17 protein-coding genes and 1 tRNA gene are annotated in these 16,956 nt (G+C 31.9%); 7 read left to right on the top strand and 11 right to left on the bottom strand.

Translation table 11 applies throughout. The annotated features are described in order from the left end of the window. Positions 1 to 37 precede the first annotated feature (37 nt). Entirely contained in the window at positions 38 to 520 is a 483-nt protein-coding gene (locus RH81_RS07815) for a DUF1761 domain-containing protein (protein WP_033959504.1), read from the bottom strand. Positions 521 to 660: 140 nt separating this feature from the next. Beyond that, on the bottom strand, positions 661 to 2,664 hold the full coding sequence (locus RH81_RS07810; protein WP_033959503.1) for a glutamine--tRNA ligase/YqeY domain fusion protein: 2,004 nt from the start codon (positions 2,662 to 2,664) through the stop codon (positions 661 to 663). A 94-nt stretch (positions 2,665 to 2,758) separates the two neighbouring features. On the opposite strand from RH81_RS07810, the gene RH81_RS07805 reads away from it, so the two are divergent. From RH81_RS07805 to RH81_RS07795, 3 genes are all read left to right on the top strand, one after another. Then, positions 2,759 to 2,968, top strand: a complete 210-nt coding sequence (locus RH81_RS07805) for a zinc ribbon domain-containing protein (protein WP_033959502.1) — start codon at positions 2,759 to 2,761, stop codon at positions 2,966 to 2,968. A gap of 2 nt (positions 2,969 to 2,970) precedes the next feature. Continuing rightward, positions 2,971 to 3,333 carry a dihydroneopterin aldolase gene (gene folB / locus RH81_RS07800; protein ID WP_033959501.1) on the top strand — a complete coding sequence of 121 codons (363 nt, stop codon included), beginning with the start codon at positions 2,971 to 2,973 and terminating at the stop codon, positions 3,331 to 3,333. Positions 3,334 to 3,418: 85 nt separating this feature from the next. Then, positions 3,419 to 3,489: transfer RNA gene (locus RH81_RS07795), tRNA-Cys, on the top strand. 57 nt (positions 3,490 to 3,546) lie between these two features. Here the strand turns inward: RH81_RS07795 and RH81_RS07790 are convergent. The 5 genes from RH81_RS07790 to RH81_RS07770 all read right to left on the bottom strand — a co-directional run bounded on the left by RH81_RS07790 (position 3,547) and on the right by RH81_RS07770 (position 7,986). Then, positions 3,547 to 3,897, bottom strand: coding sequence for a hypothetical protein (locus RH81_RS07790; RefSeq protein ID WP_033959500.1), 351 nt, complete (start codon positions 3,895 to 3,897; stop codon positions 3,547 to 3,549). Between the two features lie 14 nt (positions 3,898 to 3,911). Beyond that, positions 3,912 to 4,586 (bottom strand): LysE family translocator, encoded by a 675-nt coding sequence (locus tag RH81_RS07785; RefSeq protein ID WP_033959499.1) that lies wholly within the window; start codon positions 4,584 to 4,586, stop codon positions 3,912 to 3,914. A gap of 67 nt (positions 4,587 to 4,653) precedes the next feature. Then, positions 4,654 to 5,328, bottom strand: a complete 675-nt coding sequence (locus tag RH81_RS07780; RefSeq protein ID WP_033959498.1) for a head GIN domain-containing protein — start codon at positions 5,326 to 5,328, stop codon at positions 4,654 to 4,656. Positions 5,329 to 5,419: 91 nt separating this feature from the next. Then, positions 5,420 to 5,713: a YbjQ family protein gene (locus RH81_RS07775; protein ID WP_033959497.1), complete on the bottom strand. Its 294-nt coding sequence runs from the start codon at positions 5,711 to 5,713 to the stop codon at positions 5,420 to 5,422. Between the two features lie 32 nt (positions 5,714 to 5,745). After that, complete coding sequence (locus tag RH81_RS07770; RefSeq protein ID WP_033959495.1) at positions 5,746 to 7,986, bottom strand: ribonuclease R family protein; 2,241 nt, start codon at positions 7,984 to 7,986, stop codon at positions 5,746 to 5,748. Between the two features lie 341 nt (positions 7,987 to 8,327). On the opposite strand from RH81_RS07770, the gene RH81_RS07765 reads away from it, so the two are divergent. From RH81_RS07765 to RH81_RS07750, 4 genes are all read left to right on the top strand, one after another. Next, positions 8,328 to 9,455, top strand: coding sequence for a T9SS type A sorting domain-containing protein (locus tag RH81_RS07765; protein WP_033959494.1), 1,128 nt, complete (start codon positions 8,328 to 8,330; stop codon positions 9,453 to 9,455). Between the two features lie 664 nt (positions 9,456 to 10,119). After that, positions 10,120 to 10,554, top strand: a complete 435-nt coding sequence (rpiB, locus tag RH81_RS07760; protein ID WP_033959493.1) for a ribose 5-phosphate isomerase B — start codon at positions 10,120 to 10,122, stop codon at positions 10,552 to 10,554. Then, complete coding sequence (locus tag RH81_RS07755; RefSeq protein WP_033959492.1) at positions 10,555 to 11,472, top strand: cation diffusion facilitator family transporter; 918 nt, start codon at positions 10,555 to 10,557, stop codon at positions 11,470 to 11,472. It abuts the gene before it with no gap. A gap of 6 nt (positions 11,473 to 11,478) precedes the next feature. After that, entirely contained in the window at positions 11,479 to 11,922 is a 444-nt protein-coding gene (locus RH81_RS07750; RefSeq protein ID WP_033959491.1) for a GNAT family N-acetyltransferase, read from the top strand. Here the strand turns inward: RH81_RS07750 and RH81_RS07745 are convergent. The 4 genes from RH81_RS07745 to RH81_RS07730 form a co-directional block, all read right to left on the bottom strand. Next, positions 11,919 to 12,707 (bottom strand): OmpA family protein, encoded by a 789-nt coding sequence (locus RH81_RS07745; RefSeq protein ID WP_241478967.1) that lies wholly within the window; start codon positions 12,705 to 12,707, stop codon positions 11,919 to 11,921. The genes RH81_RS07750 and RH81_RS07745 overlap by 4 nt on opposite strands. A 128-nt stretch (positions 12,708 to 12,835) precedes the next feature. Then, positions 12,836 to 14,473, bottom strand: coding sequence for a S41 family peptidase (locus RH81_RS07740; protein WP_033960255.1), 1,638 nt, complete (start codon positions 14,471 to 14,473; stop codon positions 12,836 to 12,838). A gap of 12 nt (positions 14,474 to 14,485) precedes the next feature. Continuing rightward, positions 14,486 to 14,863 (bottom strand): ribonuclease P protein component, encoded by a 378-nt coding sequence (rnpA, locus tag RH81_RS07735; RefSeq protein ID WP_033959489.1) that lies wholly within the window; start codon positions 14,861 to 14,863, stop codon positions 14,486 to 14,488. Between the two features lie 207 nt (positions 14,864 to 15,070). After that, positions 15,071 to 16,945, bottom strand: coding sequence for a M1 family metallopeptidase (locus RH81_RS07730; protein ID WP_033959488.1), 1,875 nt, complete (start codon positions 16,943 to 16,945; stop codon positions 15,071 to 15,073). Between the last annotated feature and the right edge of the window lie 11 nt (positions 16,946 to 16,956).

Genomic DNA, 16,956 nt, shown 5'->3' with positions numbered 1-16,956 from the left:
AAGTTATCAGTCTTTAAAATTCTTTTATGTTACAAAATTATAACCAACCGCAAACAATGGCTCCCATTATCGTTAAGGATATTGTCCAATACATTCCGTTAATAAGGATATATTTCCAGCTTTTACGTTCAAACATTCCGTTAATTGCAATTACAGGTAAATACATAAATATACCAGCAATGGCTCCATGTAAAGCGCCATGCTTAAAGGTTCTAAAAACGTTTCCATAATCAGCCATAAACGCCTCATAAGACGGTTTTGCTAAAGTAGGATCTCCACCCATTAAGCTAAAAGCTCCCATTTGGTGGTTTGTAAGTGCTTGAAGAAAAAAAGCAAGAATAAAAGATAATACTAATGACACTAAAAAAATAACTGGCATATTACCACTTTTCATTTTTTCTTCTGTCATTTCAGCTTCACGAGCCCAAGCGGTTCCAAAAACTTTTGGATTATACCAAATAAAGCCTAAAACAATAGGTACGATTGCAGCAACAAAAATTGCTAAATAATTAAATTCCATGATGTAAATTGATTATAGTTAGTGACATAAATATACTTAAAATCGTTTATAGGGTTTAATTTTTAACGTTTAGCAAGGATATTTGAAAAGGAAAACCCATAAAACATTAGTCTTATGGGCTTTTAAAGGTTTTCGGTATATTAAACTAAATTAGCTTCTGCTACCAATAAATCATTACTATCTTCTTTTGCCTTTTCTATAAAAGCATCGATATCTTCATTTCGTTTTTGACCGTTTTTTAATAAAACACTTAACGTAATCATTGTTGCAATACGAGTGCCTGCTTTTTTTGCTGCAGTATTAAATAATGGTTGCAGATCGTCATAGCTAACTTCTTCTGCTAATTTTAAAATTTCAGCTCTTGACTTTTCCTGTTTTGCTTCTGGTACATTTGTGTACTTCTTACCAAGTTGCTTAATCACTTCAATCGCTGGCCGCTTTTGTTGTGGTTGCTGAGGTTTATTTTGATTTTGTTGAGGTTTTGGCTTTTGTTTTGCCCATGAATCTCTTAAACCAACTGTTTTATTGAATATTAAATGCTCAGCTGTAGAATCATCATCAACATTAAAATATCCTAAGCGTTGAAATTGAAAGGGATCACCAACTTTCACATCTGCAAGACTTGGCTCAATAAATGCTTCGATAGTTTTTAATGAATTAGGATTAACAAACTCCATGAAATCTTTGTCTTGGTGACTATCTGGAGCTTCATCCACAAATAATCTATCATATTCCCTAACTTCAGCTTTTATAGCGTGCTTTATTGATACCCAATGTAATGTTCCTTTTATTCTCTTTTCGGTGTCTGTTGAATATGTACAATGAATCTCCTTAATGTTACCTTTTGCGTCTTTAACAACACTTTCACCTTTAATTATATAAGCGTTTTTTAGTCGTACTTCGCTACCAAGTTTTAATCTGAAGAATTTGTTACTTGCTTCTTCCTTAAAATCGTCGCGTTCAATATATAATTCTTTAGAAAATGGTACTTTTCTAGAACCAGCTTTTTCGTCTCCAGGATTATTTTCTGCTTCAAACCACTCCTCTTTATCATCAGGATAATTAGTAATTACTAATTTCACAGGATCTAAAACAGCCATAACTCTTGGCGCTGATTGATTTAAATCTTCTCGTATACAAAACTCTAAAAGTGAAACATCAATCACATTTTCACGTTTTGCTACGCCTACCTTTTCAATAAATTTACGAATAGAATTTGGTGTATAACCACGACGACGCAATCCAGAAATTGTTGGCATTCTAGGGTCATCCCAACCAGAAACAAGGCCTTCCTCTACGAGTTTGAGTAATTTACGTTTACTCATAATCGTGTAACTCAAGTTTAATCGTGCAAATTCACGTTGCTTAGGAGCCATTGGAAGCGCTTCTGATGCATAACCATAAACATGTTCCTTGAACCAATCATAAAGCTCTCTATGAGGCTTAAATTCGAGAGAACACAATGAATGAGAAATTTGTTCGATATAATCACTTTCGCCATGTGTCCAATCATACATTGGATAAATACACCATTCATCACCTGTTCTGTGATGCTGCTTCTTCAAAATACGATACATGATAGGATCACGCATTAGCATATTTGGATGCTGCATGTCTATTTTTGCTCGAAGAATATGTGATCCTTCATCAAACTCACCGCTTTTCATTCGCTCGAACAACTCAAGATTCTCTTCTACAGTTCTATTGCGATAAGGACCATCAACACCTGGCTGTGTTGGCGTTCCTTTTTGTTCAGCCATTGCTTTACTTGACTGAGAATCTATATAAGCTTTTCCATCTTTTATAAGTTGAATTGCCCAATCATATAGCTTGTGGAAATAATCTGAAGAGTAAAATTCATTTGCCCATTCATATCCTAACCATTGAATATCACGCTTAATAGCATCAACATATTCTTGTTCTTCTTTGGCTGGATTGGTATCATCAAAACGAAGGTTAACTGGCGCATTATATGTTTCACCTAAACCAAAACTAATTCCGATGGCTTTAGTGTGACCGATATGTAAATATCCATTAGGTTCGGGAGGAAAACGAAAACGAAGCTTATCTTTTGACAAACCATTTGCTAAATCTTCTTCTATAATGTGCTCAATAAAATTAAGCGATTTTGTTTCTTCAGACATCTCTACAGAATTATTGCACAAAATTAAGTAAATATCCCTTTTATTGGTTATAAATCTATTCTAGTTTGATTAATTTTATAGAAAATTAAAACCCATGGAACACGTAAACTACAAATGTCCTAAGTGTGATAACAGAACATACAAAACAGGACAAATGAGAGCAACAGGAGGAACGCTCTCGAAAATATTTGACATACAAAATCAAAAATTCACAAGTGTAATCTGTGAGCGATGCACTTATACTGAGTTTTATAAGACCAAAACAAGTGGCTTAAGTAATGTATTTGACTTTTTTACAAATTAGAGATGGGAATCATAAAAGTTGAAAACATACGTGTTTATGCACATCATGGTTGCTTAAAAGAAGAAACAAAAATAGGAAGTGATTACCGTGTTGACTTAAAAGTAAAAGCGCATTTAAAAACCTCCTCACAAACTGATGAATTATCAGATACTGTTGACTATGTACTTTTAAATAAAATCGTGAAAGAGGAAATGCAACACCCTTCAAAGCTTTTAGAAACTGTAGCAAAACGTATTTTAAAACGTATATTTAAAGAGGATTCATTAGTTAAAAAAGCGACCATTAGTGTGAGTAAATTAAACCCTCCAATAGGTGGTGATGTTGAAATGGTAACGATAAAAATGACCGAAAGAAGAAAAAAGTAAGGGTTAATAGTGTAAAATGGTTATTTTTTTTACATTTGCTGACTCGCTAGAAATAACGAGCTACCTTTTTAGAAAAGGTATAAAAGGCGTCTTGGCCGAGTGGCTAGGCAGTGGTCTGCAAAACCATCTACAGCGGTTCGAATCCGCTAGACGCCTCAAGAACCTTCAAGTTTATGCTTGGAGGTTTTTTTATGTCTAAAATTTTATGAAAATTTAATTAAACCAGACTGCATATCGCTGTCTTCTTAATTCTAAAGCTAATGTTTCTTCCATTTTTAATGCTTCTGCTCTAGTTGCTAATGGCGAAATATGATTGTAAAGACTTGGTCGTAAGTACGATCCGTATTTCTCTACAATATTTGAAGATAACTTATATCCCTTTTTATTTCGATAGCCCGTTCTGTGCTGTTCGAATCGCTCTTTAGGTGTTTTACTTGTCATCCCAACATAGAGACATTCTAAAACGCCATTAAATTGAGGGTTAGCTTCTCTAAATTTCCTATTTTCAGTAAATACTCTTTTAGATAATTCGACAACGTAAATGCGATATTCGGTTTTAGCCATCAGTTTTAAATAAATTATAAACGATGTTCAATTTCTTCTTGTAGTCGTTCTTTTCCTGCAGGAAATAAACCTTGAACCAATAATAAGACTCCGAAACCTAGCACTACAAGTGCAATAATTTTTTTTGTTTTATAGATAAGACGTGGTGTAAGCTTGTTTTTTAATCGTTTAGCTGCTGCAATTTTAACTAAATCTGTTAGGAAGTAAACCGTTAGCATCGTCACAATAAAAACAGTTACACCGTTTTCGGATTCTGTGATTGAGCTTCCAATAACAATAAAACCTAACCAACCTATAAGTACACCAATATTTATAAAATTGAGTAAAAAGCCTTTAATAAAAAGTTTACCGAAAGCATTCTTTTCAATTTCAACTTTATGATACTCTCTAACAATAGATCTAAATGATTTAGAAGTTTTTATGAAAGAAATAATGCCATAAACCAACAGCAGTACGCCTCCAAAAATTAAGAAATTTGGATCGTCTTTTATTTTATCAATAAGCATATTGGTACTGTAAAACGCCAAAAGAATAAAGACAATGTCTGCTACTATAACTCCTAAATCGAAAATTAAAGCGCTTTTAAATCCTTTGGTAGCACTAGTTTCTAGCAGTACGAAAAATACTGGACCAATAGTGAATGCAAGGATAATTCCGAAAGGAATAGCTGCTAAAATATCATCAAACATATTTAGGAAATAGCTTTCCTACAAAACTAATAAAAAAAGACGTTTTCTCAGCTTAATAGCTCAAGGATTAGTTCATGCGTTTAACACGACCTCCAAAAGTTGTGTTTTCTTTGATGCTTTCTGGGTTTCCATAAACATAAACATCACCACCTGCTAATACTTTAGCATTGACAAGTTTTGATGCATGAACATCTGCTTCACCAGCAGCTTTAATGCTTACAGTCGTATTTTTAGTCTCAAAAGATTTACCTTCATAAATACCTCCTGTGTTTAAGGTAATATCTTGCGATGTAGCTTTTCCTCTGGTTTCAATAATACCACCTGTAACAGCTCTTATATCAACTTTATCAACATCCAAACCTATTTTTAAACGCGAACCTTCTTGTGCTCTGAGCTCAATATAATCTTGAGTGATTAATTCATTTGAAGAAATAAAAGCACCTTCATTACCATCAATAACATTTAATTTCGTGTAATACACAGCTACAAATGTTCTTTCTCCATTGAAGGATTTATCAAACTTCATTCTAATTTTTAGCTTTCCGTCTTTATTGATTACCTCTACATCTTCAATATCGTCTCCAGTTATTTCTACTTTATTAACATCACTTTTAATTAAGTTGACTGCAATTAAGTCAAATACCTTTACTTCAGTAAAGTCACCTACTCCTTTTTCTTTTGGGTTCTGTGCTGTTAATACAGATGTAACCACCAATAATGCAATCGTTAAAATAGTTTTCATTTGAATATAATTTTATGTGTTTCTTTCTGGTTTCTGTTATTAAAGAGTGTACAGAAACAAAAATGTTACAGTTTTAAATGAATTAATAAAACTAAGCTACAGAAACAGCGGTTCCTGTAACTGAAACAAAAAAGTATGAACCACTAACTGTTTCTATATCTACACTAATTCCCACAACAGCATTTGCCTTTAATTTGCTAGCATTGGTTTGAAGTTTTTGAAAAGCTTGTTCTTTAGCCTCACTCATAATATCTTCAATAATCTCCATGTTTTTATCATTCTTAAAGGAGAATTTTGTTTTAATCTCAGAAGAAGTACCTGATACAATACCCTTGTATTCGGTAATTTTAAACCCTTCAATATTATTTGTTGTCGTTAGAATCATAACTTAAATTTCTTTGTATTAGAATAAAATATTTAGTCTTGTTGGTGCTTACCTATTAGTGTGAAATCTAAATGCTTTTTAACTAAATCGGTGTTTTTAACCCTAACAACAACCTCATCTCCAAGTTGGTACATGATTTTAGAGTTTTTACCAACTAATGCATAATGATCTTCATCAAAAGCATAATGATCGTCTTTCATGTCTCTAACACTTACCATGCCTTCACATTTATTCTGTATGATTTCAACATAAATTCCCCAATCTGTAACTCCAGAAATTACACCAACAAAATCTTCATTTTTATGATCTTCCATAAAACGAATTTGCATGTATTTTATAGAATCACGTTCGGCTTTAGTGGCCAAATATTCCATTCTACTAGAGTGATTACATTTATCTTCATAAACATCTTCATTAGCAGATTTTCCTCCATCTAAATAAGTTTGTAATAAACGATGTGCCATCACATCAGGATAACGGCGAATCGGCGAAGTAAAGTGACTGTAATAATCAAATGCTAATCCGTAATGTCCAATATTCTGAGTCGTATATTCAGCCTTACTCATCGTTCGAATTGTAAGTGTATCTACTAGATTTTGTTCCTTTTTACCATTTACTTCTTTTAATAAATTATTCAATGAAGACGCAACACTCTTTCGATCTTTAAAGTTTAATTTATATCCAAATCGACCTACTACATTTTGTAATGAAGCTAATTTACTCTCATCTGGCTCGTCATGAACACGATATACGAATGTTTTCTTCGGATTTTGTTTACCTACAAATTCTGAAACTTTTTTATTAGCCAATAACATAAATTCTTCAATCAATTTATTAGCGTCTTTACTTGTTTTAAAGTAAACTCCAACTGGATTAGCTTCTTCATCTAAATTGAATTTTACTTCAACTTTATCAAAAGAAATAGCACCAGAACTCATACGTTTACGACGCATAATTTTAGCTAGCTCGTCTAATTTTAAAGTAGCTTGAGCAATTTCTGGGCTCGTTTTGTATTCTTTACCTGTAAGAGAAACTTCTTTAGGGATTGTGGTATCAATTTTATTTAATTGAGATGTTTCAGCTGGATTCAACGCAACATTTCGTTCTATAATTGCTTGTGCTTCTTCATAAGCAAATCTAGCGTCAGAATATGTTACAGTTCTTCCAAACCATTGGTCTTTAATTTCAGCCTTTTCATTCATTTTAAACACTGCAGAAAACGTATATTTTTCTTCATGTGGTCGCAATGAACACGCTCCATTTGATAAGATTTCTGGAAGCATTGGTACTACTCTATCCACCAAATAAACTGAAGTTGCACGTTCATAAGCTTCATCATCTAAAATTGTATCTTCTTGTAAATAGTGAGACACATCTGCAATATGAATTCCAATTTCATACAATCCGTTATCTAATACCTTAAATGATAAAGCATCATCAAAATCCTTTGCATCTTTTGGATCTATGGTAAAGGTTAAATCTTTACGCATATCACGACGTTTTGCAATTTCTTCTTTAGTAATAGATGTATCTATTTTGTTAGCAAATTCTTCTACATCGTGCGGAAATTCGAGTGGCAATCCATACTCTGCAAGAATAGCGTGTATTTCGGTATTATGTTCTCCTGGCTTACCAAGAACCTTAAGTACGCGTCCGTTTGGAGAATCGGCCTTTTCTGGCCATTCTTCTAAAGATACCAATACCTTATCGCCATCTTCGGCTTTACTAATTTTATTAATAGGTACAAAAATATCTTTATACATTTTGTTTCCATCAGGAACTACGAATGCAAAATTCTTTTTTTCTGAAATTTGAATCACACCAACATATTCGCTTTTTGCGCGTTTGATGATGCTCGTAACTTCACCTTCAAGCTTACCGCGTTTTCTGCGTTTGTACGCATAAAATTCGACCTCATCTCCATGAAGTGCTCTATTCATATTGTTTGAAGCAATATAAGTATCATCTTCAAAATCATCACAAATAATATATCCTGATCCTCTAGAAGCCATATCTACACGACCTGTATGATATTCGGTATTTACGATGGCTTTAAATTTACCGCGATCTACTTCTTCAATCTCTTGCTTTGCTTTGAGTTGATGTAGCGTTTTTATGATTTGATTTCTACTACTTGCATCGTTAACGTCAAGTATAGCAGCAATTTGTTTGTAATTAAATGTTTTGTTTCTGTCTTTTTTTAAAATACTCAGAATTGTATTTGTAAGGTTTGAAATCCCTTTATTGGATTTCTTTTTTTTTCGTTTTGTCATTATAATTTGTAATCATTTTCTATTCCTAAAAGTATTAGGAATTTTTTATTATTCAACTTAATTAAAGTGAAGAAGAGCTTATTAAGTTTCTGCAAATCTACGGTTTAATTATTTAATCGTGTTTAGAGAACGTTAAGTTAATGAAAACAAGTTGTTATAAACAGATCTACATATGTCTTCATTTTCATTTAAAAGTTAATAAACTACCATCTATAAACAATTAATAACCGACTATACTTTTTTTAATAAATGTCTCATAAAAAAAGCTTTATTTAGGATAAAGCTTTAAAGGTAATAGGTTTTAAATCAAAACTTTAATCTATTAATTAAAAACACATATTATGAAAACAAAATTACTTCATGTCTTATTTTTTTTTAGTTTATTCATTTTTAATTATTCATTTTCCCAAACTCAAATACCAGATCCAATTTTTGAACAGTACTTAATTGACGAAGGTTATGATACAGCTCCAATTGATGGATCAGTACCAACAGCTAATATAGTAAACGTAACTATAGTAGATTTAGGTTTTACTGGAGTTAGCGATTTAACAGGAATAGAGGATTTTACTGCATTAACTGATTTATATGCTTATAACAACTCAATAAGTAGTTTAGATTTGAGTAGTAATACCGCATTAACTTATTTATCTATTTCTAGCAATCCATTAAGTGGTTTAGATCTGAGTAATAATATAGCATTACACACTTTAATAGCTAGTGTAGCGTCTTTAAATAGTTTAGATCTGAGTAATAATATAGCATTAACTCAATTATATGTTGATGGTAACTCTCTAAATGATTTAAATCTTAGTAATAATACTGTATTAACTTATTTAGAAGCCAGTTATAATACTGGGTTAACTAGTTTAGATATAAGCACGAACACCGAATTAATTCATTTATCTATTAATAATACTTCTATAAGTAGTGTAAATGTGAGTACAAATACAGCATTAACTACTTTATTTACTTATAACATGCCTCTTAGCAGTTTAGATGTGAGTACGAATAGCGCATTATCTTATTTAATTACTTCAGACACACCACTTAGTAGTTTAGATTTGAGTAATAATAGCGTATTAACTGGTTTTAGTGGCACTAACACACCAAACTTAGATTGTATTACTGTAGCAGATGCAAACGCTGCAACAGCAGGTACAGGTATCTATATTTATTGGCAAAAAGATGTAGATGATACTTACAGTGAAGACTGTGATGCTTTAAGTCTTTTAGACTTTGATATATCTAAAGTGTATGTTGGTCCAAACCCTATAAAAGATGAATTAGATATAGTATTAAATAATTTAGCTATTTTAAATAACGTTTCGCTATTTGATATCACAGGAAAATTAATACTAAAATCTATTAGTACTAATATTTCTACAAGCTATATAGAATCTGGTTTATACCTAGTAAAAATAACAACAGATAAAGGTAGTTTTACAAAAAAACTAGTAAAAAACTAATAACACTTTATTTATTATAAACTATTCTATAATTAATTTTTTTGTTGCTTTACCATTATTAGTTATGACTTCAACGATGTACTATTCCGAAGTTCATTTTGTAGTTATCAACATATATATACATATTATCATTTTTCTTTTAAAATTTAAAAAAATAAATGATGATGATTATAGTGTGTTAATAGTAGCTATAACTTTTTAATATTTTGTTTTGATATATGACTTATATAATTCGATGAATAGGTAATGAACAATAATTTTATATCTAAATATCTCATTATAAAGCTAGTTTATAAATATATTAACAGGTGTTCATAACCTATGTTGACAACTAAAATTTAATAAGTATTTTAAGTTTTAGTGTTAGTATCTTAGTATTTGAATACTGATAACTTCACTAAAAGAAATGACTAACTTTTTAGGTTATCAATTATAACTTAGTGGTTGTAAAAATTACTGGATAATCCTAAGAAAACTTTTAAGTACTTAGAAGAAGATATGAACAAGTAATGAATACAAATCACTAGAGATGTTAACAGCACTTATTTCTTAAGCACAACAGTTTTAAACCAAACTTAATTATTATGAATAACTAAGTGTTTTATCCTTCGGTTTATTTATAAGCAATTATTAACTTTAGACTTTTAAACAACACCTCATAACTATGACTATTTCTATAGGTAACGATCATGCAGGAACCGAGTATAAGCAAGCTATAAAAGCACATTTAGAAGCTAAAGGTTTTACTGTTAATAACTACGGAACAAACACAAACGATAGTGTAGATTACCCAGATTTTGTGCATCCTGTTGCTGAAGATGTGGTTAATGAAAAAGTAGATTTTGGGATTCTAATTTGCGGAAGCGCTAATGGTGTTGCTATGACAGCTAATAAACATCAAAAAGTAAGAGCTGGGATTTGTTGGACCAAAGAAATTACTGAACTTACTAGGCAACATAATAATGCTAATATTTGTTGTATTCCTGCACGTTTTACGGCCATACAACAAGCAATTCAAATAGTAGATACGTTTTTAAATACTGAATTTGAAGGAGGACGTCATCAAAATCGTATAAATAAAATACCTATTTCATGTTAAATGGGTCATTCACACTCTCATAATCACTCTCATTCTCATAATGACTTAAAAGGTAGAAACCTGTTTATTGCTATCTTATTAAACATTGTGATCACTGTTGCTCAAGTAATTGGTGGATTAATTTCAGGAAGCTTATCATTATTAAGTGATGCACTGCATAATTTTACTGATGTTGTTTCATTAATTATCAGTTATATCGCTAATAAGCTTACTAAAAAGAATGCTTCTCTTAGTAAGACATTTGGTTACAAACGTGCTGAAATTTTAGCAGCTTTTATTAATTCAGCAACACTTATTATTGTTGCGGTTTTGTTAATTATTGAAGCTGTTAAACGATTTCAAAACCCTCAAGAGATTGAATCTAATCTAGTTATTTGGTTATCAATTGTTGCTATTTTAGGAAATGGTTTTAGTGTTTTACTTCTTAAAAAAGATAGTGAAGCTAATATGAATATGAAAAGCGCCTATTTGCATTTATTAACCGATATGATGGCTAGTGTGGCAGTGTTAATTGGCGGTTTATTAATGAAATACTACCAAATGTTTTGGGTAGATAGCGTGTTGACCTTTGCTATTGCAGTGTATCTTATTATAATGGGTTACAATTTACTTAAAGATTCGTTTAAAGTTTTGATGCTATTTACTCCACAATCTATTGAAATAGAAGATATTGTTAAAGTTGTTCAGCAAATAGAGGTAATTAAAAACGTACATCACATTCATATTTGGCAATTAAACGAAGAAGAAATTCATTTAGAAGCACATATTGATTTTCATAAAGACATCAGCTTATCTCAATTTGACATCGTGTTACGCGAAGTTCAATCTCTAGTTTTTGATAACTTCGGAATAAATCACGTAAACATTCAACCGGAATTTGGAAAGTGTGATGATAAAGATGTTATTGTTCAGGATTAAAATATTATGATAGAAATAAAAGTAAAAACCTTCCAGGAATTAACTACTCAAGAGTTGTATAATATACTTCAGCTTAGAAGTGAAGTATTTGTTGTAGAACAAGATTGTGTGTATCAGGATATTGATGGTAAAGATCAAAACGCATTACACGTCATAGGTTATAAAGATGAAAATGTAGTGGCTTATACCAGGATTTTTAAACCAGGCTATTATTTCAATGAAGCGAGCATTGGTAGAGTAGTGGTTAAAGATTCTGAACGTCAGCATAAATATGGTTATGATATTATGAATGCTTCAATTAAGGCTATTAAATCTCATTATCAAGTAAACACCATCAAAGTATCTGCGCAAACGTATTTAAAACGTTTTTACAATAATTTAGAATTTTTTGAAGTAGGAGAGGAGTACCTTGAAGACGGTATTCCGCATATTGGAATGCTTAGAAATTAATTTCGTTTACTTGCCACACCAACATAAGTAACTAAAATCTCAACACGACGGTCAAATTTTGGCTCACCACCTAACGGAAATTTACGTCGCATACCGACGTATTTCATTCGCCGTTTATTGACCCCTTGTTTAACTAAATAATCATATATAAATTTTGCTCTTGCAACCGAAAGATTTCGCTTTTTAGATTGTCTATCAATAGCATCTCTACTGTTTTGAGTACAACAGACATGGCCTTGAATGGTAAAATAGATATCTTTTCGCTCTAATAAAGCTTGAGCTAAGCTTTCGAGAGTTGGCTTAGATTCAGGTAATAACGTGCTATAACCTGTTTTAAAAAGAATGTTATCTAATTTAAATTTATCACCTGCTTTTAATTCCCCTTTTATAATATCTTCAACCTTCTCAGGTTTTTTGCTCACTACTTTTTTAGCACGTGATGGATTGTAAGGCTCAACAATAATTTCAACCTTTCGATTAAGCCCTCTAATTTTATGTATATCCTCTTCTTTAACGAGTTTTAAAAGCACCTCTCCTTTTCCGTCAACATTAGTAATGATGGATTCGTCAAATTCATTATTTGAAAAAATAGTTTTAATAGCATTAGCTCTATTTTGAGATAATACCAGATTATAAGAGTCGTTACCTCTATCATCTGTAAACCCATAAATAGATACTTTTTTAATATCTAGTGTTTCGATTTCAGACATAAATAAAAGCAGTCTATAGTGTTCAGTTGGTGGCACTTCAAATTGATCAGTTTCAAAATATACCTCATGTGTCATGATTTTTGTTTGAGCAAACAAAAACGAACTAAAAAATAATATAATCAGTGTTATTTTTTTCATACTGTATTTAAAACAGGGTTTCTAATATAGTTTATTTTGATTCTTATATCAAAATTTCAGGGCTTTTAATCTAAATAACCTTTATAATTAGAGGTTGAATTTAGAATTTCCCTTCCTTTTTGAATCTCAGGATTCGTTGCTTTATAATATGTATAAAGCCCTTCTCTATAAAAATAACGTTTTACAATCTCGTCTGACAATAACGCTAATAACTCCGTTTTATTAGTATCGATAGCCTGAGTTTTATAGGTGTTTAAGGCATTTAGTAAATCTTCATAATCTGAATCAATAGCTGTTCCTATTTTTTCTTCTTTAGCAACTAAAAAGGCTTCAGCAAATGCTTTTTCAGCTTTAGTTTCAAAATTAAAGTTGTTACTTTTTAAGAAGTTTTTAAAGTTAGAAAACTCTGAACTTGTTAATTCAAATTTTGTAACATCTGCTGGTTCAGGATGACTATAATAGTAATCTGTAGCGTATTTAAAAAGTAAATTTTCAGCCAAAATAGCATTGGTTATAGGACTCTGTTTTGAGTCTTCTAATTCTAAATCTGGTTGAATTCCACCACCATCATAAACAGTTCTACCTTTTTTAGTTTTAAATGCATTGTAGTTTTCTCGCTTTACACGAGTTGCTTTTCCGTTTTCATCTCTATTCCAATAATCCAATGCTTGAATGCATCGACCAGAAGGCGTGTAATAACGAGATATGGTTATCTTTATTTGTGTCCCATAAATTAATGGTTTTGGACGCTGTACTAATCCTTTTCCGAAGCTTCGAGCTCCAATAACAACAGCACGATCTAAATCTTGAAGTGCTCCAGCTACAATTTCACTTGCAGATGCACTACTGCCATCAATAAGAACAACGACAGGGATTTCAAGATCAACAGGTTCTTTTTGAGTGTAATAGGTTTTGTTGTATTTTTTAACTTTAGATTTTGTAGTTACTACCAATTGGTTTTTAGGCACAAAAATATTAGTGACATTAACCGCTTCTGTTAGCAAACCTCCAGGATTTCCTCTAAGATCTAAAATAAGCTGTTTAGCACCTTGATTTTTTAATGCCCTTACGGCACTTTTTGTTTCTGAAGAAGCTTTACGAGTGAATTTGCGAAGAACAATATAACCTGTTTCCTCATCAATCATTGAAAAATGTGGAACCGCATTAATTTCTACAGCTTCACGTTTAATAGTTGCAGATTCAGTTTTCCCTTGTCTTATGTAAGTAACTTTAACATCTGATCCAGCAGCACCTTGAAGCAAATTCCCGGCATCATCTTTAAAGTCAGTAACCACGACATTATCTACTTTTATAATTTCATCACCTGCCTTTAAACCGGCTTTATCAGCAGCATAATCTTTATAAGGTTCAACAATAACCAATTTATCTTTCAGCGTTAATACATTAGCACCAATACCTGTATAATCACCAGAGTTATTGATTCTAGAAGCTTCAACATCTTGTTCATTATAATAGTTAGTATAAGGATCAAGATCATTCAACATGCTTTTAATCGCTGTATCCATTAGATCTCCAGGATTGGTATCATCAACATAATTCATGTTGAGTTCTTTAAATACCGTTGTGAAGATTTCGATTTGTTTTGCAATTTCAAAAAAGTCGCTTTTGAAAGCAGTTCCTCCAAAAAATATAGTGACCGCAAATAGCGGAATGAGAATTCGTTTATGTAGTATTCTTTTCATCATTTTCAGCATTTAGTTTTGGGACACTTTTTCAGAAAAAGCATCTAAAAGTTGTTTCATTTTGGTTTCAACAGAATCAAAATCTGTTCCATCTTTACCAATGTACAAAATCATTAACGCATAAGACCCAGAAATGTTGTTAAAATATGCAGTTTTGTTGAGTCTGTAGGCTTCTCTTAGTAAGCGTTTGATACGATTTCTATCTACCGCATTTTTGAAATTTCGTTTACTAGTTGACACGCCAGTTTTGAACTGAACATCATCTTCAAACTCGGTTTTTAAATATACCATTCTAAGTGGAAAAGCAGAAACAGACTTTCCTTCAGAAAATAGTTGTTCGATTAACTTCTGACTTTTTAGTTTTTCTTTTTTTGGATATGAAAATGACATTTAATGCTTTTCTTGGCTTTCTAATTTGCAAATAATACGTTTTAAAACGAATAATTGTTACGGTTAATCAATTGATAATTATTGTTGTTTATTCATCTATATGGAACACTATGAAGTGCATTGAATCTCGTTTTTAGATGTAAGAGCCAAGATACTAAAAGCACACTTAAACCAAACATTTGTTATAATATTTTATAAAAACTGAACCTAGTTCTTTTTAACCACAGACAACGTATTGTCTTCTAAATATATATCAGCCATTAAACCCGACGGATCAATTTGAACAGATGCCACGGTTTTTGAAGCTTCAAAAGTATAGGTTGGAAATGTCCAGGCCCAATCGTCAAGAATGGTGGCTGAGGTTGGCTTTTCGCCACGCATTTGTCGCAAAGCTATATAAAAATCTTCTGAAGTACCATCAGAATAAGTTACTGTAACATCTATTGGCATTGGCATAAGTTCGAAACGCTCTAGTGTCACCATTTTTTTATCAATGCTTTTAACCGTATAATCGATGACGTTTGTGGTTTGTGTGAAATCCATTAAATACCAATCTAGTTCAAGTCCAGAAATTTTTTCCGCAGTACGAATAATATCCAATGGTTTTGGGTGTTTAAACACAAAGTCTTTATAGTACTTTTTAATAGTTTTATCTAAGTTGTCTTCACCAATCACATAGCCCAATTGTGCTAAAAACACACATCCTTTATAATAAGAAGCTGCTGTATAAATCTTATTTAATTCATACCTATCTGCATAATTAGTTTGTGATTGCTCCATTCCAGAATTTACTATATTCTTATAATTAGTATATGATTTCTCCCAAGGGTTTGTTTTATTCTCGTTATAAAAATCATCCATTGCTTTATATTCGATATAAGTTGCAAAACCTTCATCCATCCATTCGTGTTTGGCCTCATTACTGGCTAATAAAAACTGAAACCAAGTATGAGCCATTTCATGAGAAACTGTAGACCTAAACATTTTCTCAAATTCCCTTTCGCCATTAATAAGGGTACACATTCCATATTCCATACCTGAATCACCACCTTGTATTATAGAGTATTGTTCGTAAGGATATGTTCCTACTAAATCACTGTAGTAGGTCATTAATTCAGCAGCTTTTGGCTGCAGTTGTTTCCAATTATCCAATTTTTCTGGAGCCATTGTATTCTTATACAAGAAATGTAGCATTGGACCATTTTCAACTTGTAATGTATCATGAATGTAATCAGGATCTGCAGCCCAAGTAAAATCATGAACATCAGGCGCAATAAAATGCCAGGTAAGCTTATCTCCTTTTGAAGGCTGTACTTCTTCTGAAGTTTCGTAACCATGACCAATCTCGTTTGGGTTTTGAAGATATCCTGTTCCTCCTATAGTGTAATCTTTATCTATGCTGATTTTTACATCATAATTACCCCAAACACCATAAAACTCTCTTGCGATGTATGAATAAGCATGCCAACCTTCGTCATCATATTCTGCTAATTTCGGGTACCATTGCGACATGGATAAAGCAACACCCTCATTATTGTTTCTTCCCGATCGACGAATTTGAGTAGGAACCTGTCCTTCAAAAATCATATCAAATTGAACCTTTTCTCCAGGCTGAACGGGTTGATTTAATTTAACCTCTAAAACAGTTCCCACAACATCATAAGTGAGCTGTTTTCCGTTTTGAAGAAGTGATTTTACGTTGATATAGCCAATTTCATTAGGTTTGAGTATAGAAATTCTACTTTCATAAATAGGATCTTCATCAGTACCAATATTTGGAGCAAGCCGCTTATCTGGATCTGGAATAGTTTGTGCCCTCATATCCATTTCGCTTCCGGGTTGAAATGCATTGAAATATAAGTGGTAAAAGACTTTATCTAATTCGTCAGGAGAATTATTAGTATAAATAATGTTTTGTTTTCCTTCAAACTGATACGATGTTACATCCATATCAATCTCCATAGTATAGTCTGCTTGCTGTTGCCAATACCCATCAGTTTTATATTCTATTTGAGGTGATTGCGATAAAGCTTCAGAAGTAAAAAGAGTAATACTTAATATTAAAACAAAAAGATGTTTCATTAGTAGGATTT

Origin of the sequence: Psychroserpens jangbogonensis (genome assembly GCF_000797465.1) — a bacterium.
In the GTDB taxonomy this organism is placed as follows: Bacteria; Bacteroidota; Bacteroidia; order Flavobacteriales; family Flavobacteriaceae; genus Psychroserpens; species Psychroserpens jangbogonensis.
Note: the sequence above shows the minus strand (reverse complement) of the source record. Positions and strands in the feature narration are given on the sequence as shown.

Coding starts and splice junctions, on each gene's coding strand:
- RH81_RS07810 (WP_033959503.1), bottom strand. CDS start 2,664: ATGTCTGAAGAAACAAAATCGCTTAATTTTATTGAGCACATTATAGAA.
- rpiB (WP_033959493.1), top strand. CDS start 10,120: ATGACTATTTCTATAGGTAACGATCATGCAGGAACCGAGTATAAGCAA.
- RH81_RS07780 (WP_033959498.1), bottom strand. CDS start 5,328: ATGAAAACTATTTTAACGATTGCATTATTGGTGGTTACATCTGTATTA.
- RH81_RS07765 (WP_033959494.1), top strand. CDS start 8,328: ATGAAAACAAAATTACTTCATGTCTTATTTTTTTTTAGTTTATTCATT.
- RH81_RS07815 (WP_033959504.1), bottom strand. CDS start 520: ATGGAATTTAATTATTTAGCAATTTTTGTTGCTGCAATCGTACCTATT.
- RH81_RS07730 (WP_033959488.1), bottom strand. CDS start 16,945: ATGAAACATCTTTTTGTTTTAATATTAAGTATTACTCTTTTTACTTCT.
- RH81_RS07775 (WP_033959497.1), bottom strand. CDS start 5,713: ATGATTCTAACGACAACAAATAATATTGAAGGGTTTAAAATTACCGAA.
- RH81_RS07805 (WP_033959502.1), top strand. CDS start 2,759: ATGGAACACGTAAACTACAAATGTCCTAAGTGTGATAACAGAACATAC.
- RH81_RS07740 (WP_033960255.1), bottom strand. CDS start 14,473: ATGAAAAGAATACTACATAAACGAATTCTCATTCCGCTATTTGCGGTC.
- RH81_RS07750 (WP_033959491.1), top strand. CDS start 11,479: ATGATAGAAATAAAAGTAAAAACCTTCCAGGAATTAACTACTCAAGAG.
- RH81_RS07755 (WP_033959492.1), top strand. CDS start 10,555: ATGGGTCATTCACACTCTCATAATCACTCTCATTCTCATAATGACTTA.
- folB (WP_033959501.1), top strand. CDS start 2,971: ATGGGAATCATAAAAGTTGAAAACATACGTGTTTATGCACATCATGGT.
- RH81_RS07745 (WP_241478967.1), bottom strand. CDS start 12,707: ATGACACATGAGGTATATTTTGAAACTGATCAATTTGAAGTGCCACCA.
- RH81_RS07770 (WP_033959495.1), bottom strand. CDS start 7,986: ATGACAAAACGAAAAAAAAAGAAATCCAATAAAGGGATTTCAAACCTT.
- rnpA (WP_033959489.1), bottom strand. CDS start 14,863: ATGTCATTTTCATATCCAAAAAAAGAAAAACTAAAAAGTCAGAAGTTA.
- RH81_RS07790 (WP_033959500.1), bottom strand. CDS start 3,897: ATGGCTAAAACCGAATATCGCATTTACGTTGTCGAATTATCTAAAAGA.
- RH81_RS07785 (WP_033959499.1), bottom strand. CDS start 4,586: ATGTTTGATGATATTTTAGCAGCTATTCCTTTCGGAATTATCCTTGCA.